Source organism: Paenibacillus mucilaginosus 3016 (assembly GCF_000250655.1).
Lineage (GTDB): Bacteria > Bacillota > Bacilli > Paenibacillales > NBRC-103111 > Paenibacillus_G > Paenibacillus_G mucilaginosus.
In genome coordinates, this window is record NC_016935.1 from 5775053 (window position 1) to 5799548 (window position 24496).

Genomic DNA, 24496 nt, shown 5'->3' on the forward strand with positions numbered 1-24496 from the left:
CGGATTCAAACAATCCTCAGGGCAAACCGTCAAGCCCCGGTTCCACCGCCCGCCAGCAGCTTATAGTAATACACGGTCGCATCCCGCCTCCCGTCCGCCGAGATCGCATACTGCGGGATGCGCCCGGCTTCGGTCCAGCCGAGGGAACGGTAGAGGTCATTGGAGGGGTCTCCCTCCCGGGTGTCGAGAACGAGCAGCTCCCGTCCGAGCTCCGCCGCCTTCCGCTCCGCTTCCTGCATGAGAATGCGGGCCATTCCATGGCGCCGGTAATCGGGGTGCACCATGAGCTTGGCAATCTCGGCGCGGTGCACCGCGTTGGCCTTCCCGGCCAGCTGCAGCTGCACCGTACCCGCGATCCGGCCGCCGGCCCGGGCCACCCACAGATGGACACCGGGCCCAAGCGCGCTGTCCCAGTAGCCGCCTGCTTCCTCCCGCTGCAGCGGCGGCACGAACCCGACCGAAGCGCCGCCGTCCACTACGGCGATCAGCAGGTCGACGAGGCCCTCCCGGGTACCCGGGTCCAGCGAAGAGATCGTTTCGAGTGTAAAGGGGACTGACATGGAAACCGCCTCCAAATAAAGAATAGGGGAGAAAAACCCGGATGAAGCTGCAGCCTGTGCAGACTTGAACTTCGATTATCTGACGAGATTGGCGACAGCGGCCACAAGTACAATGAACAGCGAGACGACGACGAAAGACTTCACGACCCCGGCGACAAAGTCGTAGATCTCGCCCCGCTGCATGCCTGTCATCCCTAGCAGCCACAGTGCGATCACCGTGCCGAACATCGCCATGATGCCGAATCGCAGGACCTGGATGACATACTCCCTCAACGGCATGCGGAACGATTCCCATTCCGGAATGAACAGAATGGCCAGGCAGATGCCAATGACGAAGCTGTATACCGCCCCTTTGACCAGCCGCTTTTCCATGGCTGCACCTCCCTTTCTCCCCACCGCCGGAAGGGTTTTCTTTCTCTTTCCTCTATTTATCTAGAATATTCCATATTTACAAATGAAATCAACCCCCTGCTGCGAATCCTTCCCCAGCCTTCGCCGGTACTTCCGCCCAAAACAAAAAAACCGTCCGGTTCCCCGGACGGCCCAGGAACAATCTGCTCCAGCTCATGTGGAGTGTAAAGCTAGGTGGAATGTGAAGCTAGGTGGAGCAAGACCGAAGTCTGAAGCGGCCAAGATTCATCTGCTGTACACATATTGCACAGTTCCGTGTCAAGGCTTCAGCAGCACCTTGATCGCGCCGTCCTTTTTCCCCGCAAACAGGTCATACGCCCGCTCCCCTTCGTCAAGCGGCAGACGGTGCGTAATGACGTCCGCCGGGTCCAGCGCTCCGGTTCTCATCAGATGGTAGAGCTCCGGCATGTAGTGGACGAGGGGCACGCTGCCCATCCGCAGCGTGATATTGCGTTCGAACATGTAACCGAGCGGGAACGCATGGTAGAGCATGCCGTAGAACCCGGTGAGCTGCACGGTCCCGCCCTTGCGCACCATATGAATGGCCATACGGAGGGGGCCGAGTGTTCCGCCCTGCAGCTTCAGCGCCGTCCCGACCTTCTCGAGCACGGATTTTTGACCGTCCATGCCGACACAGTCGATCACGACATCGGCACCTCCCCGGGTGATCTCCTTGATGTGCTCCTCCAGGTTGTCGGTCTCGTCGAAGTTGAACGTCTCCACACCGTTCGTCGCCCTGGCGTGCTCGAGCCGGTAGGGGACGTGGTCGACCGCGATGATGCGCGCCGCCCCTTTGAGCTTCGCACACTTCTGGGTCAGCAGGCCGACCGGTCCGCAGCCGAGAACGACCACGGTGTCTCCCGGCATCACACCCGCGTTCTCCACGCTCCAGTAGGCGGTCGGCAGGATGTCCGAGAGGAAGAGGAGCGATTCGTCGCTCAGCTCCGATTCCGGCGGCACGGGGAACGGCATGAAGTTGCCGTACGGCACCCGCAGCAGCTCGGCCTGGGCGCCGGCGAAGCCGCCGTACTTCTCCGAATAGCCGAGCACGCCGCCCGGCTCCCCGAACGCATTGGCATTGGGGTTCCCGTTGTCGCACAGGCTCTCCAGATCGCTGCGGCAGTAGCGGCATCCCCCGCAGGCTACGGTGGCGGGGATAATGACGCGGTCCCCTTTTTTCACCCGGGTCACCTCCGGCCCGGTCTCCTCTACGATGCCCACCGGTTCATGCCCTATGACATATCCGTGCGGCGTTCCGGGGAGATGGCCGTTATACAGGTGCAGGTCCGTCCCGCAGATCGCTGTCGTGGTGATCCGCACGAGCACGTCGTCGGCTTGCTCGAGCTTCGCATCGGGCACCTCACTGACTTTGACGCTTTTGGCTCCTTGGTAGGTTACAGCTTTCATGGCTGATTCTCCTTTCATCCAGACGGAGATGACTGGCAGACTGGGATGACTGGCAGACTGACAGCGCAAAGCGGTTTCCCAGTTGATTCCACACCTTCTTTATTACCCGCAGCAGCCCCCGTGCATCGGGCACGAGTGATTTACACGACATGCCGGCCGGATTCCCCTTCGCTCCTCCTGCCCGCCATCCCCCTGCAGGTACCTGAAATCCTGACACCCCATCTTAACTTCAAGCCCCTGCATCCTCCGCGCCCCCTTCTTATAATGAGAGACGGGAGGTGTTCAACAACTCTTTTTTGTAACCGCTTCATCCAAATCATTCGTTCCCACTTAAGGAGGTAATATCATGTCCCGTTCCATCCCGAAGCTTGCAATGGCCGCCCTGCTCGCCGCATCCGTGTCCGCTTCCGCCGCACCTGCGGCCGAAGCCGCCCCCACCGATCCCTGGAATCTCGTATGGAGCGATGAATTCAGCGGAGCGAACGGCTCCGCCCCCGACGCCGCCAAGTGGTCCTATGACATCGGCACCGGCATTAACGGCGGCTGGGGCAACAATGAACGCCAGTATTATACCGACTCCCGCAAAAACTCCTACATCCAGGACGGCCGGCTCGTCATCAAAGCGCTGGCCGAATCCTACGGCGGCCGCAATTATACCTCTGCGCGCCTCGTGACAAGGAACAAGGGAGACTGGACCTATGGGCGGATGGTCGTCCGCGCGAAGCTTCCGGCGGGGAACCCTACGCAGCTGCAGGGCATCTGGCCGGCGATCTGGATGCTGCCGACCGACAATGTGTACGGCACATGGCCGGTCAGCGGCGAGATTGACATTATGGAGATGGTCGGCCGCGAATCGACCTCGGCCTCCTCGCAGAAGGTATGGGGCACCCTGCACTTCGGCAACCCGTGGAAGTACATCAACAGCTCCTATACCATCACCAACAACAGCACCAACGGGGGCTTTCATGAATACGCGGTGGAGTGGGACCCCGACCAGATCCGCTGGTATGTCGACAGCCAGCTCTTCCAGACCCGCTCCGCCTCCGAATGGTACAGCTCCGGCGCCCCCTCGCCCGCCCCGTTCAACCAGCGCTTCCACCTGCTGCTGAACCTCGCGGTCGGCGGAGACTGGCCGGGCGACCCGGCCGCCTCCACCGTTCTGCCGCAGACGATGGAAGTCGACTATGTGCGGGTGTACCAGCGGCCGGCGTCCTCTGGCGTCGTCTCCGGTGCGAACTACAAGCTGATCAACGTGAACAGCGGCAAAGCCCTCGACGTCTACTCTGCGGGAACCGCCAACGGCACGAACGTCGACGTATGGACCGACAACGGCACGGGAGCCCAGCAGTGGCAGGCGCTGAGCAACGGCGACGGCACGTTCCGGCTCGTGAATCTGAACAGCGGCAAGGCGCTGGATGTCGCGGGTGCGGTTACGGCGGACGGGACCAACGTGGCGATCTGGGAGGTCAACGGGTCCGCTGCCCAGAAGTGGCAGTTCGTCGCGAATGCGGACGGCACGTACAAGCTCATCAACCCGAACAGCGGCAAGGCGCTGGATGTGGCGGGAGCCGGCACCGGCGACGGGACGAACGTGCAGATCGCCTGGGATAACGGCTCCGCCGCCCAGAAGTGGCGCCTTGTCCGGCTCTAAAGGTCCGGGTCCATGTACGGTTTTGGTTCCGACTCGCGTTCCTTGGGCATATGCTTAGGCGTAAGAACCAAATCGCCTAAAGGAGTGGGGATGGAACATGGCAAAACCGAACGCAGGGTACCCGGCTCACCTGGCCTGGCATGAGACGCTCGAGCTTCATGAGCTTGTAGCTTTTCAGAGCGCCCAATTGGTTTCGTTCAAGAAGAAGCTGCCGACCCTGCAGGACCCCGGGCTGCGGGCCCTCTACACCGAAGCGGTCGCCAGCCTGACGAAGAACCTGACCGAGCTGCTCGCCTTCTATCCCAAAGCGCCGTCCGCCCACCGGGACAGCAAGGGCGACGTGGAGCTGCCGGATGTGGAGTCGGCCCAGCTGCTCGGCATCATGAAGACGGCGGTGCGCAACTACGCCATTGCCATAACGGAGACGGCGACGCCCCAGCTGCGCGATACGTTCGTGAGGCACCTGAATGCGGCGATCGCCCTGCATGCCAAGGTCTTCGCCTTCATGTACGAACGCGGCTACTACCCGGCCTACAACCTCGACCAGCTGCTGGCCGGCGACGTGAAGAACGCCACACGCGCCATACAGCTGTAATGCGGACGGCGTTCCCGCCGGGCGTATAGGCTGGAGGCGGCGGAAAAGCAGCTCACCGCAAAGCCCGCGCACCGGCACCGGTTTCCTGAAGACCGCGCTGCCGAGGGGGACGGTTCATACGGCTCTTCAAGAGCCGGCATCAAACACATAACCGGAAGAAGCCGGCTGCGCTGCAGTCCGGCTTCTTCCCGTTTCGACGCGGCGCGGGGGCAGGAGTCCGCTCCATACCAAATTGGGGCGGCTGTTCGGGCGCGCTGCTTTCCGGAGAAGCGGGGTTCCGCACGCTAGCGCGCGAGCTTCCAGCCGGGCCGTGGCACAGCAAAAGGGCCGGCTTCCCTTTCGGGGAGGCCGGCCCTTTCATTTCTGCGCCGCTCTTATTTGATTATAACGCCGCTGCCCCGCTGTAGATGGCCTTGAGCCGGGTCAGGAGCAGGATTCCTTCCGCTCGGCAGTCTTACAGCTGGCCTGAAGCGAAGAAAGACCCGGCGGGGCCGACAGTCCCGCCCGCACCGGATGAAGCCCGTTCGCCGCCGGTTTACCAGGCGGTGACCCTCGGCTCCCCGCCGAGCGGCTGCAGGTCGCCGCTGCCCGTCAGATGCAGCTGATCCAGCAGCTCGCTCTGGAACCGGCCCGGACGGTCCGCGCCCGAGAGGGCAACCGCCCTTTCGGCTGCCGCCGAATAGAAGGCCAGTGCCGATACGGCCGCCAGCACCCCGTCAGGCTCCACGGCGGCGAAGGCCCCGATGACCGACGTGAGCAGGCAGCCGGTGCCGGTGACCTTCGTCAGCAGCGGGGTCCCCCCGCTGATCCGGTACGTCCGCTCCCCGTCGCTGACCCAGTCCTCGGGTCCGGTCACGACCGTGACGCAGCCGAGGGTGCGGGAGGCCTGCACGACCAGCGACGCAAGCTGCTCGCCGCTGCCCCCGGCAGAGTCGACGCCCTTGATATCCCACGGGATGCCGATCACGTTGGCGACTTCCGCCGCATTGCCCCGGAGGATCGACACGCCCGGATCCTGTACGAGGCTGCGGGCGGTCTCCGTCCGGTAAGGCGTGGCTCCCGCGCCGACCGGGTCGAACACGACCGGGACGCCATGGGCACGGGCGGAGCGGCCGGCCAGCCGCATGGAAGCCACAACCGACTCATCGAGCGTCCCCATATTCAGCACGAGGGCCCCGGCGATCCGCGCCATATCCGCGACTTCTTCCGCCGCGTAAGCCATGACCGGCGAGGCGCCGAGGGCAAGCAGCCCGTTGGCCGTAAAATTCGTAACCACGACATTCGTAATATTGTGAACCAGCGGGCTCTTCGCCCTCACCTGTTCCAATACGCTGCCGATTCTCTCCATATCCATCGGTGTTCATCCCCATTATCTGTTGTGTGGTCCTGCTTGTCCCTGATCATACGCTACATGGCAGCCGGGGGTCAAGACGGCGCCATTTGCCCCCCGCCCCATATAGTTGTATAATACAACCGTATGAATTTATTCCCATATTACGCATAAGGAGGAATACTTATGAATACCGGCTCCCCAGCAAAATATGCGAACATCATCCCTCTGAAAGAACTCGATACGGTGCAGAAGCAGCTGTATCCGTTCGACTTCTACCGCGAAGCTCGGACGCAGACCCCGGTCCGCTACAACGAGCACCGGAGCGCCTGGGACCTGTTTCTCTACGCGGACGTGCACCGGGTGCTGAAGGACCCGGCCGCCTTCTCCTCACGCCGCGGGATGGAGATGCGCACCGAGAACCTGCTCGTGATGGACCCTCCAAGGCACACGCAGATGCGCGACCTTGTCAACAAGGCGTTCACCCCCAAGGCGATCGGTGCGCTGGAGGAGCATATCCGCCGGGTTACCGCCGACCTGCTGGATGAGGCCGCCGGCCGCGGCAGCATGGAGATGGTGCACGACCTTGCGGCCCCGCTGCCGGTCATTATCATCGCCGAGCTGCTGGGAGTGCCGACGCAGGACCGGAAGCTGTTCAAGGAATGGTCCGATGTGCTCGTCAAGGGCGTCGACGAGAATACCGAGGCGGCCTTCGCGAAGATGCACGCGGAACGGGGCCAGGCCGCGAAGGAGCTCAGTCTCTATTTCTCCGGCATCCTGAAGGAGCGCCTTACGCAGCCGCAGGACGATCTGATCTCCGCGCTGCTCGCAGCCGAGATCGACGGGAAGAAGCTGTCCGAGGAGGAGGTCATCTCCTTCGCCATTCTTCTGCTCGTCGCGGGTAACGAAACGACGACCAACCTCATCACCAACGGGGTGCGCCGCCTGACCGAGGACCCGGCTCTGCAGACGCTGCTCCAGGAGCAGCCGGAGCTCGTACCGGGCTTCGTCGAGGAGGTCCTCCGCTTCTATCCGCCGATTCTCGCGGTCGGCCGCGTGGCGGCGCAGGATGTTGAGATTGGAGGACAGACCATCCGCACCGGCGACCAGGTCATCTCCTGGGTGGCCTCCGCGAACCGCGACGAGCGTAAGTTCGACGACGCGGATGCATTCCGCCCGGACCGCAAACCGAACCCGCATCTCGCGTTCGGCTTCGGACCGCACTTCTGCCTCGGCGCGCCGCTGGCCCGCTTGGAGGCGAAGGTCGCCGCGGAGGAGCTCCTCCGCCGGTTCCGGGATCTGCGGCTGGCGGACGGGGCGGAGCTCGTACCGATTCCGAGCCCCTTCGTCTTCGGGGTGAAGAGCTATCCGGTGACGTTCCGCACGCAGGCTTGAGGAGCGCCCGGCCCTCAGAGCATGAGGTCAGCACAACCGGCGGTGGTTCGCCCCGCCCCAAACCCAAAGAGAGCTGTCCCGCCGGGCAGCTCTCTTCCGTTCTTTCCTGCCGGGTCCTTGATCCCGGCAGTTTCTTTTTTTCCTCTTATTCCGCAGACTCTCCCGCCTTGCGCTCCCCGTCCCCGATCAACCCTTCGGCTGCCCGGTACTTGGCGATATGCTCCCCGGTCGTCCGGTTGAACTTCGCCATAAGCTCGCCGAACGCCTGACGCTCTTCCTCCGGCCATTCCTTCAGGAGCTCGGCATAGAAAGCCGCGCGCGCCCGGCCCATCACGCCAAGCTGCTCAAGGCCCCGCTGCGTAATGCGCAGCAGCTTGTAACGCGCGTCCCGCGGGTCGGTGACGCGCTCGACATAGCCCCTCTCCTCGAGGGTCGCCGTCTGCCGGCTGGCCGTCGAAATGTCGAGCAGGAGCGCCTCCGCCAGGGCTTTGATCCCGAGCGGCCCTCTGCCGCTCAGCTCCTGCAGCAGCAGGTAGGTGGAACGGTCCATCGGAGTATCCTTGAGCAGGGCGATCCGGGCGGCCTCCGCCCGGCGCACGAACACGGCGATTTCCCGCTCCAGCAGGCAGAAGACGCTTTCACTTGGTGGCTGCATCAGATATCCGATCCCCATTCCTGTTGCGGTATAGTTACCCTTAGCTTACCGGGAGACGGCCCGGGATGCAAGCGGGGGGCAGGCCGCGCTCGGGATCACCGTCAAGCCGCCGCCCCTTCGAGCGGCTCATAAGGATCTGAAAGAACTGCCAGAATCAGCAGCACATAGGGAAGCAGGAACAGAAGCAGCGTGGCGGCGATGATCCATCCTCCGTACCTCTTCCCGCTTCGGATCCGCCGGACGCCGGCCCAGAAGCCGACCACCGGCACCAGCAGCCAGGTCCCCGGTACAACCAGCAGGAAGACCAGCACGGCCAGCGGCAGGAGCATCGCTCTCAGTATCTTTCCCATTTGTGGTTTCATACCTAATGGACGCCATCCGACGACCGACCGTTCCCTTATCCCTTACCTTTTCCCTTACCTTATCCCTTACCCTTCGGCCTCACCATCCATCGGCCGGCACACCATATGCACCTGGCTCAGCTTCTGCACGAGCCCCAGCGACTCCAGCGCCTTTATCAGGTGCGGCTGTGTCTCGGGCACCGCATTCGCCGAGATGCGGCGGGCTCCCCCGGCGGACAGGACACTGCGAAGCAGCGTATCCAGGAGCTCCGGCGTATCCTGCCGGCCCCCGTCCGTGCAGCACTGCAGGATGGACGTCGCCGTCAGGCTCCCCGCCTCGTCATAGACGTGCCGGTAGAGCACATAGCCGGCCGGCCGGCCCGTTCCCGGGTCTTCGGCGATCAGCGCCTGCCCTTCCTTCGCGCTGCCCCACTGCATCTGCCACGGGACGAGGCCCGGATAGAACGGCAGATGCGCCAGCTCCCGCGGACTCGACGGAATCAGATCATAACCGCTTTCCCGGCCAGCCGCATTCTCCTCCAAGCCGCCCGGAGTCTCGCCGCCGTATACATACAGCGTCTCCACCGGCTGGTAGCCGAACTGCTTGTACAGTGCGATCGCCTTGTCGTTCTGCGAGATGGCCTCCAGCTGCGCCGTATCGACTTTCAGCGCTCTGTATTCCTGCAGGGTCCGTTCCATGAGCGCCCTTGCCACCCCCAACCGCCGGTATTCCGGCGCCACGGCGGTCCCGCCGTTCCATGCGACCTTCTCCCCCCGGATCGTGCGCAGCCCGTTCAGCAGGAGCCCAACGGGCACGCCGCCGACATAGGCGAGGAACGAATGGTCCGGATGGATATCCTCCATGCTTAATTTGACCTTGGTAAAAACAGCCGGGGTCATGCGGATGTCCACAACATAATCGCTGAAGCCCTGATTCAACGCCTGAACGGCATCGCACAGCGAACAATCCGTCAGCCTTCTGATATCCATGCTGCTCATGGGGTACCTCCCGTATGGTTATGCGATCCTTTTATCTAACCTGTCCTTCCTTAACTTCGAGTCCACCCCTGCAAAATCCTTCCAAGGCCGGCGGTTCTCCGCTCCTGATGGCATAAAAAAAGAGAGCCAGGCTCCCCGGCCTGCGGCTCTCCACTCCTATCTCTTCTGCCTGCCGGCCCTGGCCCTGCCCGTCCGCCTCCCGACCCGGTGTCCGTTCCGGCTTCTCTCGTGCATCCGCATTATCCGGCAGCAACCCGCTGCCCGTCGCAGCTGTACCGGACCGTGCGCTGATTCTCCCCGCGTGTCTCCAGATGCACGGGCTTGCCCCACAGCCGGTGCACCAGCGGCAGCGTGCGGTCCACATACTTGCGGTCGAGCTCGAGCCCCTCGTACCGGTGAAGCAGCAGCAGTTCGCCTCGGCCCTGATAGTCGTCATCCATCGCCGTGATGTAAGGGAAGCCCCCGTTCGCCCGCTCCCGGATCAGCGTGTCGCGCACCTTCTCCGTTTCCTTGTCCGTCACCCGGTACACCCGGTCCTGCCGCTCGAAGAGGAACAGGTCCATCTCCTCCACCATATCGCGGCTCAAATACCCCCGCAGGAAGGAGACATCGGACTCCGTCTCCCGCAGCTCGAAGAGCGCCTCCAGGCCCTCCCGCCGTTCCACGTACTCGAGCATCCGCAGGCCGAGATGATACGGGTTCACCCGGCCCGGCGCCGTCTGGATGACGCCCGCGTTCATCTTTGCGAACTCCAGGATCTCCTCTTCCTCCAGCGCCAGGCGGCGCAGCAGCCGCAGGTGCCAGAAGGTGGCCCACCCTTCGTTCAGGATCTTCGTCTCCATCTGGGGCCAGAAGTAGTGCATCTCGCCCCGCAGCATGTAGAGAATCTCCCGCTGCCAATCCTCCAGCATCCGGCTGTTCGAGGCGATGAAGCCGATCACATCCTTCGTGCCGCCCTCCGTCTCCCGGAAGCCGCCCTCCCGTCCGAAGCGCTCGTGGGGGTCGATATGCTCCTGGATGGCCAGCCCCGCGTCAAGGTACTTCTCGACCTCCTCACTGCCGTAGGCTTGCTCGAAGATCCGCATACGGTCTGCGAACACCGCCATCCGTTCGACCATTCCGCGGTCGGTGCGCGAGAACATCGCATTGTTTTTGAAAAAGTCGCTGTGACCCAGCACATGCGCCACAATCAGCTTGTTCTGCAGCAGCGTATTGCGGTCGAGCAGGAACGCGTAGCATGGATCGGAGTTGATCACGAGCTCGTAGATCACGCTCAGCCCGTGGTCGTAAGCGGATTTCATCCGCTGGTACGCCTTCCCGAAGCTCCAGTGGGCGAAGCGGGTCGGCATGCCGTAAGCGCCGATCGAGTACAGCACCTCCGCCGGGCAGATCTCGTAGCGCATGGGGAAGAAATCGAGCCCCTCCTCTACCGCCATCTCGGTGATTTCGGCAATGGAATGCTCCAATGCCTGCAGCTGTGCCGTATGCAACGGGCCTCCCCCCTCCCTCAATTGTACTTCTCAGCCTTCCGCCTCTTCCCGGAAAAACTCACGCAGCGTACGGTACACGTCGCTTTTGTCCCGAAGGACGGAGCGCGAGAATGCCTCGTGCCGGATCCCGTTCATCGTCTCCCACAGCCGGCCGCCCTGCCCGTACTGCCGGATCTCCCCGTAGCCGAGGAGGTGGACCGACTCCAGCAGCTTCTTCGCAAGCTCGGCCGTCGCCCCATTGTCGGAGTCGAGATTGTCGCCGTCCGAGAAGTGAAACGCATACGTGTTGTAGAGTGAAGGCGGATACTCCCGCTCGATCAACTCCAGCGCGAGCCGGTACACGGAGGAGCACCGCGTCCCTCCGCTCTGCCCCTTCGTGAAGAACGCCTCCTCGTCCACCTGCTTTGCCTCCGTATCGTGGGCGAGGAAGCAGATCCGCACATCCTCGTACTTTGTCCGCAGGAACCGCACCATCCAGAAAAAAAAGCTGCGCGAAAGGTACTTCTCGAAGCGGCCCATCGAGCCCGAGGTGTCCATCATCGCGAAGACGACGGCCGAGCTCTGGGGCTTGCGGAATTCCTCCCAGGTCTTGAACCGCATGTCCTCCTGCCGGATCAGCCCCCGTACCCCGGCCTGCTGATCTGCAGGAGCCGCACTGCCGGCCAGGGCGGATGGAAAGACCGGCTGCGGGGCGAAGCCTCCCCCCTGCCCGCTGAGCGCCTGCCGCTTCAGGGCCTGCATCAGCGTGCGCCGCTTGTCCACGTTGCCGATCAGCCCCTTCGGCCGCACGTCGTGGAACCGCACGTCGGGCACGGTCAGGTCCTCGGCCCCTTTCGGCTTCAGCTTCGGCAGCTGCAGATCCTCCAGCACGAGCTCCGCCAGCTCGTCCACCGTGATCTCCGCCTCGTAATAGTCGCTGCCGGGCAGGTCGCCGGCCTCCCGCCCCTGTCCCGGCATCGCCTCCTGGCCGCCGTCCCCGGCCTGTCCGATCACATCGCCGACGGAGGTCCCGCCGCCGCCCTGCCCCACGCGCGGCTTATCGCTGTAATCGTAACGGAAACGGGGCTCGTCCATGCTGCGGACCGGCACCTTGACGATCCGATCCCCCTGCGAGGTGATGATCGACTCCTCGCTGACCAGATCGGCCAGGTTGTCGCGGAGCGCTTCCTTCACCTTGCGCTGATGCCGCAGCTGATCCTGCTCGCCCTTGCGGTGCAGAGACCAGTCTTCCTGCGACAAGATAAACAGCGGATGCTGCATCGGTCTCTCCCCCTTTCGGTCGCTAGCGGTTGAGCAGGCTGCCTACGTACTTCAGAAGTTCGTTGGCGCAGACCGCGCAGTAGCCGTGATGCTCGATCAGCCTGCCCGACACTTCGTTGATGCGCTTCAGCTGGTTCTCGTCCGGCGTCTTCGCCGAGGTGGTGATTTTGACCACATCCCTCAGGTCTTCGAACAGCTTCTTCTCGATCGCCTCCTTCAGCCGCTCGTGGCTCGTGTACTCGAACCTCTTGCCCCGCCGGGCGAGCGAGGAGATCTTGATGAGAATTTCCTCACGAAAGGCTCTCTTCTGGTTCTCGGTGACGCCGATCCCTTCTTCGATCGACCGCATCAGCTTCTCGTCGGGCTCCCGCTCCTCCTCCGTGATCGGGTCGCGCAGCTTGAAGCCGTTGCAGTACGCCTCGACATTGTCGAGATAATTGTTCATGACCGTGTGCGCGGACTCCTCGAACGAATAGACGAAGGCCCGCTGCACCTCCGTGCGCGCCTTGTGGTCGAATTCCTTGCGGGCGAGATTGATGAAGTTCAGCAGCCGCTCCCGCTCCTCCTTGGTGATCGAGGCATGCTGGTCGAGCCCTTCCTTCAGCGATTTGAGCACGTCGAGCGCGTTGATGCAGGACTTGTCCCCTTTGAGCAGGGCGCTGGAGATGCGGTTGATGACATAGCGGGGGTCGACGCCGGACATGCCTTCGTCCGTGAATTCCCGCCGCAGCTCCTGCAGGTCGCCGTTCTTCGTGCCTTCGACTTCCGTGCCGTCGTAGAGGTACATCTTCTTCAGCGGGTCCATGCCGGGCTTCTTCGATTCCTTGAGGCGCGAGAGCACGCTGAAGACGGCGGAGGTCCAGAGGGCGCCCGGTGCGATATGCACGCCGTGGATGTTCGACTGACCGATGAGCTTGCGGTAGATTTTCTCTTCCTGGGTGACCTTAAGGTTGTAAGGGATGCGCATGACGATCATGCGGGAGTGGAGGGCTTCGTTCTTCTTATTGGCGATGAAGGTGCGGTATTCGGTTTCGTTCGTGTGGGCGACGATGAGTTCGTCGGCGGAGATGAGAGCGAAGCGGCCTGCCTTGAAGTTGCCTTCCTGCGTCAGCGAGAGGAGGTTCCACAGGAACTTCTCGTCGCACTTCAGCATTTCCTGGAATTCCATCAGTCCCCGGTTCGCCTTGTTGAGCTCGCCGTCGAAGCGGTAGGCACGGGGGTCGGATTCGGAGCCGTACTGCGTAATGGTCGAAAAATCGATCGAGCCCGTCAGGTCCGCGATATCCTGCGACTTCGGATCGGAGGGGGCGAACGTGCCGATCCCGGAGCGGTTCACTTCAGAGAACAGCACCCGCTTCACCGGCATGAGCTCCGCCCGGCCGCCGTATTCCGTCTCGAGCCGCATCCGGCAGACGGGGCACAGCTCGCCTTCGACCTTCATGCCGAATTCGCGCCGGAAGTCCTCGCGAAGCTCCATCGGCACGAGATGCAGCGGTTCCTCCTGCATCGGGCACCCTGCGATCGCATAGACGGCGCCGGCCTCCGTACGCGAGAACTTCTCGAGCCCCTGCTTCAGCAGCGCCACGAGCGTCGACTTCCCGCCGCTCACCGGCCCCATCAGCAGCAGCAGCCGCTTGCGGACATCGAGCCGCTGGGCGGCGGGGCGGAAGTATTCTTCGACGAGCGTCTGCAGGTCGTCCTCGAGCCCGAACAGCTCAGAGCTGAAGAACTTGTACTCCCGGCGTCCGTCTTCCTTCTCCTCGATGCCCGCGGCTTCAATCATCCGGTAGATCCGGTCATGGGCGAGCCCGGCGATCTCCGGCCGCTCCCTGACCTTCTCGAGATACTGTACGAAGGTCCCTTCCCAGTGCAGACCCTGTTCTTTCACCCGAAAATCCGCGAGCTTGTCCAAAAATACCATAGGCGCATCTCCCCTCCTCGTCCGTCTCTCGATTTTGAGAAAACAACACGTCATGGAACAGGTACACTTCCCAGTATACCAGCAAATTATTGTCAGATAAATATGAATTTTCAGATTATATGAAAAAAACCTTCGCCGGTTCCCCGAAGAAGGCTGAAAATAGTCCCCGTTCCTCTTACATAGAACCCAGCGATCAGGCGGCCGGACTTCATTCCGGCGTCAGCCTATTCCAACCGGCGGGCGGAGGCAGCGGGCAGCATTCAGGCATTCAGTCTCCCCCTCCGGTCGGAGCGCCGCGCATCCGGCAAAGACGCCGTCCGCTTCGACGATGCGCGTCGATTCGGAGGCATACGCCCCCGGAATCGTTCGTGGACCTTCTCTTCGTCGTATCTTCCCAGCCGGGTCAAATCCGTCTGTAGGACAAGGGCCCGAAGGCTCGCAAGCCTTTCCCTTTTTGGGCCGATTCGGAAGCCCGCACTGTGATGGACGCAGCGCCGGGGCTGGTGTTCATCCGAATCAAGTACGGGCCGGCCGGAGCAGCGCCCGCAGCACGGTGTAAACCAGCCACCCGAACGGACCGAACATCAGCGTGCAGAACAGGATCACGGACAGCACGGGCAGGGGTAGAAACCGGTCCGCCATGTAGTCCCGGTAGATCCAGTGGCCGATCGCCTGGTCGAAGCAAAGGATATGAATCCATACGATGAGGGCAAAATCCGGCATGGCCAGCAGGCGGAGCACCCCATCCTCCGAGCCGAAGTCCTGCACGAAGCCGAGGCCGTAGTGCGCGACGGCGGCCCCGATCCCGGCCGTGTAGAGCACGGCCAGAAAGAGGGGGAACACCTGGCGTTCCGCGAGGAATCTCGTAACGCGCCACCCCGGCAGCAGGATCATCAGCAGCCAGAACGGGAAGGCGATCCCCGCGGCGGCGAATAACCATGAATACATGCAAAGCAGCTCCTTTGATCAGAATGATCTTCATTCGTCTTCTCTTCAGTTCAAGCATAAAGGGTTTCCCGACAGGCTGCCACAACTTTCCAAGGGTAACGGCGTTGTGCCCGCAGCGTCGGTACTGAGCGCCATCTCCTCAGCGCAGGGACAGCCGGCCTAGCTCCGGCTCTCAGGAAGCTCTCTCGGTGCGTGCACCGGCCCGGCCGCCGCCCCACGGCCTCCCTTTCCACCAGATCAGCAGCGACAAGCCTGCGGCAGCTGCCCAGACGAGCAGCAGGAGGACCGCCAGCACCGGGAGGGGGCTCAGCTCGAACACGGTCAGACCGCGCAGCGTCTGAAGTCCGACGAGGACGACCGCGGCATTCCAGGCGATGCCGCCGGTGTGAATCAGCCGCCGGGCCTGCGGCGAATGCGCCCCTTCCCGCTCCAGCAGCCAGCCGAGCAGCGGCAGGGTCTGCAGCGCATGGAAGCCGAGCCCGTGCAGGACCATCAGATTCCCGGAAGCCCCCAGATACCGGCTCTGCAGGGCAATCATGACGAGCCCCGCAGCAAAGGCGAGCATCGTGGACGCGAACGCATACCGGATGCCGAGCACCATCAGCGTGCGGTCCCCTTGAGGTCTGCGCCGGAAGAACGGCACCGCCACCACAATGGCCACCAGAATCAGCAGGATGGAATCGATACCGAACAAGAGGCCAAAGAGCCTGTCGACGCCGGAGCCGGCCTCCGAGAAGCGGGGATTGATGCCCCGCAGATGCTGAATCGTCTCGATCAGGAAGGCATACAGGGCCGATGGGATAAACACTGTGCGCAGACGGCGACGTCCCCGGTCGCTCATCCCGCTCAGAGACAGAATCGCGGCGAACGAGAGCACGAAGATCCCCAGCGCCGCATCGAAGGAGAAGGCGCTCTCCAGGCTGCCTTCCGGCGCGACCACCGGGCCGCGGATCAGAATCGGCAGCCTCAGCAGCAGGGCGAGCAGCAGCCCGAAGAGTCCGACGAGCACCATGCTCCTTTCACCGGCGAAGAGCCTCGGGGCCTCCTTCCATCCGGATTCTCCTGCCGAAGTGTTGCTGAACATAGTCCATCTTCCTTTCCTTTTTATTTATAGATAAATAAATAAAACCGTTTTGAAAAAGGCAGCACCGGCTGCCCTGGGTGGAACGTCTGAAACGATTCTTGGATGGAATGAAGGAGGAAGTCCTGGCAGGTTCTCAGATACGTGGGAAGGCGGTTCCCTGTGGTTCAGCTGCTCTCGTCTTTGAAGCAGACGATATCCGGCAGCTCCAGCACCTGGGAGAGGGTGATGAGCAGCCCCATGCCGATAAACTGCGAGGCTGCCGCTCCGGCTTCTCCTGGAGGGAGACCGGCCCTCTCATACTTGGCCTTCAGCGTATCGTGGATGAAGGCGAATCTGCTGCGAACGTAAGCACGGATCTCCGGTTCGGCAATGACGTACGCCTGCATCACCATCAGCGTCTCGTCGCGGTGGGTCTCCAGGATGCGCATGAACGCATCCCCCATCGACTCGGAGAGCTGGTCGGCGGGTGCTTCCACCTCGGCGAAGGTGTCGTAGATCCGGTTCATCGCCCGTTCGATGACGGCCATGAAGAGCTCTTCCTTGTTCTTGAAAAAATGAAACACGTACGGCTGGGTGACTCCCGCCGCCTTGGCCACGAGCGCCGTCGTCGCCTTATAATACCCCAGTTCCGCGAAGATGCCCACGGCTCCGTCGATGATCGCTTCTCTTTTGCTTTCGCGGGCCAAGCGTCTGCACCTCATTTTTTTGATTTATTGATAAATAAATAATAAGGCAGATGAGGAAGGAATGTCAATCCCTTCCTTCCATGATTTACAATAAGTCCGCTATCGTCCCGTTCCTCAGGGCGCTTTCCGCAGAGCCAGGAACTGCTCGATAATCCCGGACACCGCATCCATGCTGATCGGCTTGCTGATATACTCATCCATACCCGCCGCCAGATACTTCTCACGGTCCCCCTTGATCGCGTGGGCGGTCACCGCCACAATATAAGGGCAGCTCCCCTCCGCAGACATGGCCTTGATCGCCTTCGTCGCTTCCAGCCCGTTCATCAGCGGCATCTGGACATCCATGAAAATCAGGTCATAGGCATGCCGTTTGGCGGCGTCGACGGCTTCGGCTCCATTGGATACCACCGTCACGGAATAGCCCAGCTTCTCGATCACCCTCTTGAGCACCAGCGTGTTGATGTCGTTATCTTCGGCGATCAGAATCCGGATCCTGCCGCCGTCCAGCTCATGATCCCCTCCGTCCGCATCATCCGCAAGCGCCTCCGGGTGGGTCCGGAACTCCGCCGTGAACAGGAATGTGGAGCCGTGCTGATCCAGGCCGGCTTCATACCAGATGCTGCCGTCCATGAGCTGCACCAGCTTCCGGCAGATCGCAAGTCCGAGTCCCGTTCCTTCCGCATTGCGGGTCATGAAATGATCCACCTGGTAGAAGGGCTCGAACAAATGGGCGACCTTCTCCTTCGGCACGCCGAGCCCCGTGTCGCGCACCTCGAACTGAAGACGCACCTTATCCTTTTCCCTTTTATTGCAGTGTACAACGATCGAAACCGCACCGTTCGGCGTATATTTGATCGCGTTGCTGAGCAGATTCATCAGCACCTGCTTCAGCTTCATTTGGTCCCCGAGCACCAGGTGGGGAATGTCGGGAGAAACCGAAGTCTTGATCTCCAGGTTCTTCTGCAGGGCCTTAGGCAGAATCAGCGAGATCGTCTCCGACAGGATCGCCCGAATGTTGCATGGCTCTTCAATCAGCTCGGACCTTCCGGATTCCAGCTTCGAGAAGTCCAGGATATCGTTAATAATACTCAGCAGCGTATGCCCGCTGTTCTTGATGATCTGTACGTATTCCCGCTGCTCCATGTCCAGCCGCGTCTCGAAGAGCAGGTCCGTCATACCGATCACCCCGTTCATCGGGGTGCGGATCTCATGACTCATCATCGCCAGGAATTCGCTCTTGGCCTTGTTCGTCTTCTCCGCAGCCTCTTTCTCGATCAGCAGCCGCTTCTGCTCCGTCATATCCTTGGCAATGATATAAAAGCCTGTGGTCTTGTTATGAATAATAATCGGCGCCAGCGTAGCCAGCACCTCCGTCGTCCCCCCGTTCTTGTGCTGAAGAACCTGGATCGACTGTTCGACCGCCGTGTAATCCAGCGTATCCGCCAGGATCCGTTCCAGGTTCTCCCTGCCGATGAGACGGGCGATACTCGTGCCGGCGAGCTCTTCGATGGTATAGCCCGTGAGCTGCTGCACCATCCGGTTGCCATTGATGATGTTCCCGTCGAGCCCGACCGAGATGATGGCGTCGTGGTTGTACTTTTTGAGGGAAGTATACCGTTCGATGCTCTCCTGCAGCTTGATCTCCGCAAGCTTGCTTGCCGTTATATCGATGATCTGCTTAATAAAGAACATCGGCTCCCCGCTCGCTTCCTCGCGGGCCAGACTGACGTGCAGTGAGGTCCAGACGAGCCGGCCGCTTTGATGCAGGTACTTTTTCTCGATCTCAAACGAAGTCCGCTTCCCGTCCAGCAGCTCGTCCAGGAGCGGCTCCTCCAGATCCGATTCCCCCTCGACCCGGAGCCGATCCGGCGTAAGCGTCCTCAATTCCTGCTCCGAGTATCCCAGAATCCGGCATACCGCAGGATTGCAGCTGATCCACCGTCCCTCCGGCGTCAGGAATGCTATACCGATCGGAGCATTTTTATACATATGTTCAAATAACGTCTGGTGGGTAAACACATCCAATTCGCCCATAGCCTTCGCATCCCTCATCACTTTAGTTTGTTTGCTCGTGGCGGCTCGTGCTTGTAGGATAGCACACGTTTTCGTCCAAGCTCAAGCTCTTCCGGCGGGTAAAATGGCGGCCTTCCTCCAGCGTATGGAAACAGCAACATGATATGCTGTATGACCGATGCTGCATGATCGGCAGCGGCCTCCGGCAGGAACGCTAAAAAAAGCCCCCGAGGCTCGGGGAGTACAAAGCTTATCCTCCCGGAGCGCCCGGCCCTCAGGCACGGAACAACCCGTAGCCGGCAAGCGGCACGGCGGGCTCTTCGTCGGCATGCAGCCCGTGGCTGCCGGCATTCGCCGCCGCATGAAGCAGCCAGCGGGTGAATGGGGCGACGTTCATCGACGCGATCTCCTCAAGCGTGTAGAATCCGGCCGCATCCACCTCGGTACCGTCCGGCTTGGGCTCTCCGCCCACGTATTCCATCTCGAAGGCGATGTATACGTTGTGGATCGCCCTCGGCTGGTCCCGCAGCGCCACTACCCGGCGGACCACGGCGTCCACCCCCGCCTCTTCCTTCACTTCACGCCGGATCGTCTCCCCGATGGCCTCGAGCTGCTCGATATAGCCTCCCGGGTTCGTCCAGTAGCCCTTGCCCGGCTCCTGTGCCCGCCTCACAAGCAGGTACCTATGATCTCTGGCGATCAGGGCCCCGACCCCGATGCTGTAGTTCCCCCAGTGAACGAAGCTGCACTTCGTACAGGCCCGTCTGATCGTTCCGTCCACGTCCCGGTCTTCGAGAGCCGCTCCGCAGCTCATGCAAAACTTCACTTCCATACGCTCCACCCTTGCCTGAATTCTTAGGATTAATAATGATTGGATTTGTGACTCACCGCAAATCATTCGTCTATTGTACTTCAGCCTCCGGCGGACGTACAGGAAAGAATGCGGAGCAGCGGGAGCAACTTCCGGCAGCTCCGGCTCGTCAAGAGAGCAGGAGCGGGCCGCTGACGTTTGCGGCCAAGCCGGGAGGTGCGATGACTGAGCTGCGATTATCGTACTGCGATTATCGCAGGGTCGCCGCCATGATTTGCATTTCATTCAGGGGTGTTATCTAGGAGGTGTTCATCCTGCTGCATCATGTGGAGGTCAACGTATCGAATTTGGCGGAGTCCGAGGCGTTCTGGGGCTGGCTCCTCCGCCGCCTGGGGTATACGCCCTATCAGCGGTGGGAGCAGGGCTTCAGCTTCCGGCACGGTCACACCTATCTCGTCTTCGTCCAGACGGGAGAGCGGTTCCTGGTCCCGCCGTATCACCGGTGCCGGGTGGGTCTGAATCACCTGGCCTTCTATGCCCGGTCGAAAGAGCAGGTCGATGAACTGACGCTTGAACTAAAGGAGCGAGGGTGCTCCCTCCTCTATCCGGACCGGCATCCGTACGCCGGCGGCCCCGGCCATTATGCCGTGTTCTTCGAAGATCCGAACCGGATCAAAGTGGAGGTCGTCGCCTCTTCTGTCACTGGAGAGTTTGAGAGCTCGAAATCTTAATGTTAGCGAAAGGAGCGGTTTCGATTGTCTGTCGTCAGTGCAGCACTGTGCCAGTTCTTCGCCTGGGTCCTCCTCTGGCTGTCGCTTCAGGAGAGCAGCCCGCTCGGCTGGTTTCTCCCTCCGAATGTCAACAACACCCCGGCGTTCATCACCGTCTCGAAGTGGCTGGTCCAATGCCTGCTCGTCACGAACCTGTTCAGCTTCGCCCTCACCCAAAGCGCCCGATACCGCCTTCGCAGAAGGGGGCGTCCCCCGCTGCGCTGGGACGGGCAGCTGCATTTCACCACCGCGGCGGTACACCTCTTTTTGGTTAATATGCTGATTATCCTCGTGGCCGGCTTTGAGGATTTGTGACTCGGGATCGGTCCAGTGGCCGATCGATGTTCACAACCGCACCGCTTGGGATACGCGGCCTTCATACCCGACTTTGTCGCGTGGTGCGGCTGGTTCTCCCGCGGCTAACACGGATTTTCCGTGTTAGCCTGCCGCTTTCCTGCGCTGCTCGCGCTTTAGCACGGATTTTCCGTGTTCCGCGCGCTGCCCGACTGCCGTACGGCTGCTGATTCCTCCCCGCGAACCTGTTCCCGTTAACGCCGATAACAAAACAAGCAGCATCCCCCGCCGCCTCCAACGGACAAGGGATGCTGCTTGATTAACCCGCGGCTCCCATCCCATGCTTTACGGATGGAGCATCAAAATCCTCGCGGACCTCCGCCTCCGTCAGGGCCGACAGCGCCTCCTGCCCGGGCTGGATGACCTCCTCGATGAGGTTCTTTTTGCGCAGATGCAGCTCATGCATCTTGTCCTCGACGGTCCCCTTGGCGACCAGACGGATCACCTGCACGACGTGCTTCTGTCCGATCCGGTGCGCCCGTCCCGCAGCCTGTTCCTCCACCGCAGGGTTCCACCACATGTCGTACAGGACGACGGTGTCCGCGCCCGTCAGGTTGAGGCCGGTGCCGCCCGCCTTGAGCGAGACGAGGAACATGTCGCCCTCGCCGTCGTTGAACCGGCGGCACAGCTCGACCCGCTCGGCGGCCGGCGTCTGGCCGTCGAGGTAAAAATGCGGGATGCCCCGATACCCAAGCTCCCGCCCGATCAGGTCCAGCATCTGGGTGAACTGCGAGAAGACGAGCATCCGCCTCCCCGCGCTCCGGCAGTCGTCGATAAGCTCGAGCAGCTGCTCGAATTTGGCCGAGCTTCCCTGATAATCTTCGACGAAGAGGGCCGGATGGCAGCAGAGCTGCCGCAGGCGGGTAAGGCCGGCGAGGATCTTAATCCGGCTTTTCTCGTAGCCGCTCACACTGAGGTGCTTCAGGGTCTCCTCCTGCAGTCCGGCGAGGTAGGCGGCGTAGAGCTTTTTCTGCTCGGGCAGCAGCTCGGCGGCCTGCATCGTCTCGATTTTGTCCGGCAGCTCCCGGAGCACATCCGACTTCACCCGGCGCAGCAGGAACGGCCGGATTCTCCGGGCCACAGAGGCACGGGAGAGCTCAAGGAAGGCCTTACGCGGCGGCAGCAGCTCGGGGAATACGCCGCTGTAGATCGACCAGAGTTCTTCGAGCCGGTTCTCCACCGGTGTGCCGGTAAGGGCGAAGCGGTGCCGCGCCTGCAGCTGCCGCACGGCCTGGGCCGTCTGGGTCGCATGGTTCTTGTAGAACTGCGCCTCGTCGAGGATCAGCGTATGGAACGTCCGGCCGGCATACCGGGCCCAGTCGATGCGCAGCAGAGGGTAGGAGGTGATGATGACATCCGCCTCCCCCGCCTCGTCCATGGCCGCGCTGCGCTGCGTCCGGCTGCCGTCGGCTACAACCGCGCGGAGCTCCGGAGCGAATCGTTGGATCTCGCCGAGCCAGTTGTACATGAGGGAAGCCGGACAAACCACGAGAGCGGGCTCCCCCGCTTCCCGGATCTCCCCCTGCACGGACAGCAGAAAAGCGATGCTCTGCACCGTTTTCCCGAGCCCCATGTCGTCGGCAAGAATGCCGCCAAACCCGTAGCGGGCGAGCGTCTTCATCCATTGATACCCGTACACCTGATAGTCGCGCAGCACCGGCACCAGCCTCTCCGGCAGCGGGAAGTCCAGGTGGTCCGGGTTGCGCAGATGCTCCATCATCCGGCGCAGCGTCTTGCCGAGCCGGACAGACCCGCCGCGATCTTCGGTCTCAGGCAGACGGAGGCCGTAGTAAGCCGGCAGCCGCAGCCCCGGGGCCGAAGGATCGACCGCCATGCCCACCGCGTTCATCGCGTGGAGAATCTCCTGGAAGGCATCCCCTTCCAGGGGCAGCAGCGAGCCGTCCGGCAGACGGTGGTAGCGGCGCTTCTCCTGCAGCGAGAACAGCAGCCTGCGGATCTCCGATTCCGGAATGCCTTCGAGCTCGAATTTGAACTCGAGCCATTCGGTGCGCTCGTCCACGTCCACGGTCGCCTTGGGCCGCAGCGGTCCGCTGTGGATGCGCAGCTTGACCGCCGAAGTGGCCAGCACCTGAAGCAGCTTGTCCGAGCTGGGGCACGATCCGGTACAGAAAATCATACTCCGACTCTTCGTCCTCCATGTAGTAGCCGGCCTCGGTCTTAACAAAATTCCCCTGCTCCATCAGCTCCAGGATGCGGTGCTCCAGCTCCCCGTCCCGCATGAGGATGCGGCCCTCGCCCTGAACCTCGCCTGCGGCCTCCAGCGGATTGATGACCAGATCCCCGTAGTGGAATTCCAGCCCGGCCAGCAGCCGCTCCCTCACCCGGTCCAGGTAGAGCTTGGCCTTCAGCGGCATGTGCACCACCTTCTCCGAGACTGCCTCCTCGATCCGGACGGTTCCCAGCTTCATCAGCCCCGGGACAACCTTGGCCATAAAAGGCTCCGCCTGTTCTGCCGCGATCCGGATCTGGCTGCGGCGGGCGGTACCCAGCATCCGCTTCACCTCCGACAGCCGCCGGCATTCCTCCTCCGGCAGCTTGAGGAACCGGCCGTCACACAGCGCAAGCTTGTACCCTTCCAGCACCACGACCCGCTCCAGCCCTGCGACATCCAGCTGGTAGCCGGAGCCGGGCCCGTCCGCTTCGCTGAAGCGGAACTCGAGCGGCAGCCCGCTCTCCAGCCACGCGATCCCTTCCGCTGCCGCAGCCCCCTGTTCGACCCGTACCGAGGGGGCCGCCTCCAGCAGAGGCAGCAGCCCCTCCCAGGCGTACGGCGGGATTTCGATCACCTTTTGGCGCAGGTGAGCACTGGCCCTGGACTCCCCGTTCTCCGGCTCGCGGTACAGCTCTTCGTTGCGGTAGATCCGGATGAGACTGCGCAGCACGGCATCCTGCTCCGGAGTGAAGCCGTGAAGATCCGGATCATAGAGGAACCCCCGGCTGACCCGGCAGGCCTCCCTCCGGTCCACGGCATCCAGGAACGGCCGGATCGGCTGTACGGTATAGACGCGTTTGGGGCCTGTCCTGAGCTCGATTCCGAGCAGCGTCCTGCCGTCGCCATATCCCACCGGCCTGCAGACGAACTCCGCCTGAAGGACCGTCCGGGAATCGAACAAGGGCCGCATCCCGCTCGGCCGCCGCGGCTTGTGCCCGAAGAGATCGAGCATCCCTCCGGCCAGCTCCCGGTCCACCTCCGATACTTCGATGGGCTCCTCCGGCGGAGCGTCGAGCAGATGCCAGAGCACAGCCGCGATGTGGGCACAGTATTTGTCATCGGGGTGGTACACGGGGCAGGAGCACTCCGCATAAGCCTCGCCTTCCCGATCGAGATCCACGGTAATCAGGAAGAGCTCCTGCTCTCCGTCCACCTCCGCCTCCTGAATCCGGGCCCCCGGCTCCGCAGGCAGCAGATTCACCTGCCCTTCCCTGTACAGCGTCTCCCCCTCCTCATAGGCAAACCGGCCGCACAGCAACTTGATACTCTCATCCGTCAGCGTAAAACTCATGGCTCTCCCTTGTCCCTTCAACCTGATCTCGATCCGCTTGCTATCCGCGCCGCAGGGCGAACATATCATCCCCGCACATATGTACTCCTATCATACCAGATTGCAGCCGAAAAAAAAGATGACAGCCGCATCGCCTTCGATGACGTTCCCTCCCCCTCCCCCTCTCTCTCCCGCTTGCGGAATGAACCGCTTGTGCTTTTTATTAAACACACCGTCAGTACTCCTCCCGCAGCCCGTGCACCTCATCCAAATGAATGAGATGCAAAAAAAGAGCCGTGTCTCCACGGCCCC

20 protein-coding genes and 1 pseudogene are annotated in these 24496 nt (G+C 62.0%); 5 read left to right on the forward strand and 16 right to left on the reverse strand.

Annotation, left to right across the window (positions count from 1 at the left end; genetic code table 11):
* Positions 1–29: 29 nt before the first annotated feature.
* From PM3016_RS23555 to PM3016_RS23565, 3 genes are all read right to left on the reverse strand, one after another.
* On the reverse strand, positions 30–560 hold the full coding sequence (locus PM3016_RS23555; protein ID WP_014371222.1) for a GNAT family N-acetyltransferase: 531 nt from the start codon (positions 558–560) through the stop codon (positions 30–32).
* A gap of 75 nt (positions 561–635) precedes the next feature.
* Complete coding sequence (locus tag PM3016_RS23560; RefSeq protein WP_014371223.1) at positions 636–932, reverse strand: hypothetical protein; 297 nt, start codon at positions 930–932, stop codon at positions 636–638.
* Positions 933–1229: 297 nt separating this feature from the next.
* Positions 1230–2378, reverse strand: a complete 1149-nt coding sequence (locus PM3016_RS23565) for a zinc-dependent alcohol dehydrogenase (protein ID WP_014371224.1) — start codon at positions 2376–2378, stop codon at positions 1230–1232.
* Positions 2379–2724: 346 nt separating this feature from the next.
* Here PM3016_RS23565 and PM3016_RS23570 point away from each other — a divergent pair, with 346 nt between their 5' ends.
* Both PM3016_RS23570 and PM3016_RS23575 read left to right on the forward strand, forming a co-directional pair.
* Positions 2725–4029, forward strand: a complete 1305-nt coding sequence (locus PM3016_RS23570) for an RICIN domain-containing protein (RefSeq protein ID WP_014371225.1) — start codon at positions 2725–2727, stop codon at positions 4027–4029.
* A 97-nt stretch (positions 4030–4126) separates the two neighbouring features.
* Complete coding sequence (locus tag PM3016_RS23575; RefSeq protein ID WP_013919108.1) at positions 4127–4624, forward strand: spore coat protein; 498 nt, start codon at positions 4127–4129, stop codon at positions 4622–4624.
* A gap of 535 nt (positions 4625–5159) precedes the next feature.
* Here the strand turns inward: PM3016_RS23575 and thiM are convergent.
* Positions 5160–5978, reverse strand: coding sequence for a hydroxyethylthiazole kinase (thiM, locus tag PM3016_RS23580; RefSeq protein WP_013919110.1), 819 nt, complete (start codon positions 5976–5978; stop codon positions 5160–5162).
* Between the two features lie 162 nt (positions 5979–6140).
* Here thiM and PM3016_RS23585 point away from each other — a divergent pair, with 162 nt between their 5' ends.
* Positions 6141–7349, forward strand: coding sequence for a cytochrome P450 (locus tag PM3016_RS23585; protein ID WP_014371226.1), 1209 nt, complete (start codon positions 6141–6143; stop codon positions 7347–7349).
* 145 nt (positions 7350–7494) lie between these two features.
* On the opposite strand, the gene PM3016_RS23590 is transcribed toward PM3016_RS23585, so the two are convergent.
* From PM3016_RS23590 to PM3016_RS23640, 11 genes are all read right to left on the reverse strand, one after another.
* On the reverse strand, positions 7495–8004 hold the full coding sequence (locus PM3016_RS23590) for a MarR family winged helix-turn-helix transcriptional regulator (protein WP_014371227.1): 510 nt from the start codon (positions 8002–8004) through the stop codon (positions 7495–7497).
* A gap of 101 nt (positions 8005–8105) precedes the next feature.
* Positions 8106–8354: a hypothetical protein gene (locus PM3016_RS23595; protein ID WP_238540306.1), complete on the reverse strand. Its 249-nt coding sequence runs from the start codon at positions 8352–8354 to the stop codon at positions 8106–8108.
* A 78-nt stretch (positions 8355–8432) separates the two neighbouring features.
* A complete protein-coding gene (locus PM3016_RS23600) occupies positions 8433–9344 on the reverse strand; it encodes a GNAT family N-acetyltransferase (RefSeq protein WP_014371229.1) in 912 nt (303 codons plus the stop codon).
* A gap of 239 nt (positions 9345–9583) precedes the next feature.
* The gene (locus PM3016_RS23605; protein WP_013919116.1) at positions 9584–10834 is read right to left on the reverse strand and encodes a SpoVR family protein; all 1251 of its coding nucleotides are present in this window, start codon (positions 10832–10834) and stop codon (positions 9584–9586) included.
* Between the two features lie 30 nt (positions 10835–10864).
* Entirely contained in the window at positions 10865–12094 is a 1230-nt protein-coding gene (gene yhbH / locus PM3016_RS23610; protein WP_014371230.1) for a sporulation protein YhbH, read from the reverse strand.
* Between the two features lie 22 nt (positions 12095–12116).
* A complete protein-coding gene (locus tag PM3016_RS23615) occupies positions 12117–14015 on the reverse strand; it encodes a PrkA family serine protein kinase (RefSeq protein WP_014371231.1) in 1899 nt (632 codons plus the stop codon).
* A gap of 516 nt (positions 14016–14531) precedes the next feature.
* A complete protein-coding gene (locus PM3016_RS23620; protein WP_014371232.1) occupies positions 14532–14963 on the reverse strand; it encodes an ABA4-like family protein in 432 nt (143 codons plus the stop codon).
* Positions 14964–15135: 172 nt separating this feature from the next.
* A complete protein-coding gene (locus PM3016_RS23625; protein WP_014371233.1) occupies positions 15136–16047 on the reverse strand; it encodes a hypothetical protein in 912 nt (303 codons plus the stop codon).
* A 164-nt stretch (positions 16048–16211) separates the two neighbouring features.
* Positions 16212–16733 (reverse strand): TetR/AcrR family transcriptional regulator, encoded by a 522-nt coding sequence (locus PM3016_RS23630; RefSeq protein WP_014371234.1) that lies wholly within the window; start codon positions 16731–16733, stop codon positions 16212–16214.
* Between the two features lie 114 nt (positions 16734–16847).
* Positions 16848–18767 (reverse strand): PAS domain S-box protein, encoded by a 1920-nt coding sequence (locus PM3016_RS23635; RefSeq protein ID WP_014371235.1) that lies wholly within the window; start codon positions 18765–18767, stop codon positions 16848–16850.
* A gap of 253 nt (positions 18768–19020) precedes the next feature.
* Positions 19021–19578 carry an NUDIX domain-containing protein gene (locus PM3016_RS23640; protein ID WP_014371236.1) on the reverse strand — a complete coding sequence of 186 codons (558 nt, stop codon included), beginning with the start codon at positions 19576–19578 and terminating at the stop codon, positions 19021–19023.
* A 293-nt stretch (positions 19579–19871) separates the two neighbouring features.
* Here PM3016_RS23640 and PM3016_RS23645 point away from each other — a divergent pair, with 293 nt between their 5' ends.
* Positions 19872–20288, forward strand: coding sequence for a VOC family protein (locus PM3016_RS23645; RefSeq protein WP_187298036.1), 417 nt, complete (start codon positions 19872–19874; stop codon positions 20286–20288).
* A 24-nt stretch (positions 20289–20312) separates the two neighbouring features.
* Positions 20313–20642, forward strand: coding sequence for a hypothetical protein (locus PM3016_RS23650; RefSeq protein WP_014371238.1), 330 nt, complete (start codon positions 20313–20315; stop codon positions 20640–20642).
* Between the two features lie 298 nt (positions 20643–20940).
* Here the strand turns inward: PM3016_RS23650 and PM3016_RS23655 are convergent.
* Positions 20941–24205, reverse strand: a pseudogene (locus PM3016_RS23655) (DEAD/DEAH box helicase).
* Positions 24206–24496 lie beyond the last annotated feature (291 nt).

What these genes read in the sequence shown, in the direction of transcription:
- PM3016_RS23595 (WP_238540306.1), bottom strand. Translation starts at nt 8,354, where the DNA reads ATGGGAAAGATACTGAGAGCGATGCTCCTGCCGCTGGCCGTGCTGGTC.
- PM3016_RS23560 (WP_014371223.1), bottom strand. Translation starts at nt 932, where the DNA reads ATGGAAAAGCGGCTGGTCAAAGGGGCGGTATACAGCTTCGTCATTGGC.
- yhbH (WP_014371230.1), bottom strand. Translation starts at nt 12,094, where the DNA reads ATGCAGCATCCGCTGTTTATCTTGTCGCAGGAAGACTGGTCTCTGCAC.
- PM3016_RS23600 (WP_014371229.1), bottom strand. Translation starts at nt 9,344, where the DNA reads ATGAGCAGCATGGATATCAGAAGGCTGACGGATTGTTCGCTGTGCGAT.
- PM3016_RS23620 (WP_014371232.1), bottom strand. Translation starts at nt 14,963, where the DNA reads ATGTATTCATGGTTATTCGCCGCCGCGGGGATCGCCTTCCCGTTCTGG.
- thiM (WP_013919110.1), bottom strand. Translation starts at nt 5,978, where the DNA reads ATGGATATGGAGAGAATCGGCAGCGTATTGGAACAGGTGAGGGCGAAG.
- PM3016_RS23635 (WP_014371235.1), bottom strand. Translation starts at nt 18,767, where the DNA reads ATGGGCGAATTGGATGTGTTTACCCACCAGACGTTATTTGAACATATG.
- PM3016_RS23575 (WP_013919108.1), top strand. Translation starts at nt 4,127, where the DNA reads ATGGCAAAACCGAACGCAGGGTACCCGGCTCACCTGGCCTGGCATGAG.
- PM3016_RS23565 (WP_014371224.1), bottom strand. Translation starts at nt 2,378, where the DNA reads ATGAAAGCTGTAACCTACCAAGGAGCCAAAAGCGTCAAAGTCAGTGAG.
- PM3016_RS23590 (WP_014371227.1), bottom strand. Translation starts at nt 8,004, where the DNA reads ATGCAGCCACCAAGTGAAAGCGTCTTCTGCCTGCTGGAGCGGGAAATC.
- PM3016_RS23555 (WP_014371222.1), bottom strand. Translation starts at nt 560, where the DNA reads ATGTCAGTCCCCTTTACACTCGAAACGATCTCTTCGCTGGACCCGGGT.
- PM3016_RS23640 (WP_014371236.1), bottom strand. Translation starts at nt 19,578, where the DNA reads ATGGAAGTGAAGTTTTGCATGAGCTGCGGAGCGGCTCTCGAAGACCGG.
- PM3016_RS23570 (WP_014371225.1), top strand. Translation starts at nt 2,725, where the DNA reads ATGTCCCGTTCCATCCCGAAGCTTGCAATGGCCGCCCTGCTCGCCGCA.
- PM3016_RS23585 (WP_014371226.1), top strand. Translation starts at nt 6,141, where the DNA reads ATGAATACCGGCTCCCCAGCAAAATATGCGAACATCATCCCTCTGAAA.
- PM3016_RS23615 (WP_014371231.1), bottom strand. Translation starts at nt 14,015, where the DNA reads ATGGTATTTTTGGACAAGCTCGCGGATTTTCGGGTGAAAGAACAGGGT.
- PM3016_RS23625 (WP_014371233.1), bottom strand. Translation starts at nt 16,047, where the DNA reads ATGTTCAGCAACACTTCGGCAGGAGAATCCGGATGGAAGGAGGCCCCG.